Source organism: Enterobacter cloacae complex sp.6700776 (assembly GCF_048284255.1).
In the GTDB taxonomy this organism is placed as follows: domain Bacteria; phylum Pseudomonadota; class Gammaproteobacteria; order Enterobacterales; family Enterobacteriaceae; genus Enterobacter; species Enterobacter intestinihominis.
In genome coordinates, this window is the sequence record NZ_JBLVYK010000077.1 from 1 (window position 1) to 374 (window position 374).

Below are 374 nucleotides of genomic sequence, written 5' to 3' on the forward strand. Positions count from 1 at the left end.
CTGCCGCCCTCTTCCACGTTACGCGCCGCACCAAAGAAGCGTTTCGGACGATGAAGGGCATTGGCGTCCACACCACCGGTCAACACTTTACCTGACGCCGGAACAACGGTGTTGTAAGCGCGCGCCAGACGAGTGATGGAGTCGAGCAGAATGATAACGTCTTTCTTGTGCTCAACCAGGCGTTTGGCCTTCTCGATCACCATTTCCGCAACCTGAACGTGGCGAGATGCGGGTTCTTCAAAGTTAGAAGCAACAACTTCACCTTTTACCAGACGCTGCATCTCGGTCACTTCTTCCGGACGTTCGTCGATCAGCAGAACCATCAGCACACAATCCGGGTGGTTGTAAGCAATGCTCTGAGCAATGTTCTGCAG

Annotated in this window: 1 pseudogene; it reads right to left on the bottom strand. The window is 54.0% G+C overall.

What is annotated here, in order from left to right:
• Positions 1-374 (bottom strand): annotated as a pseudogene (gene rho / locus ACNQ0T_RS23290) (transcription termination factor Rho); the annotation flags it as partial.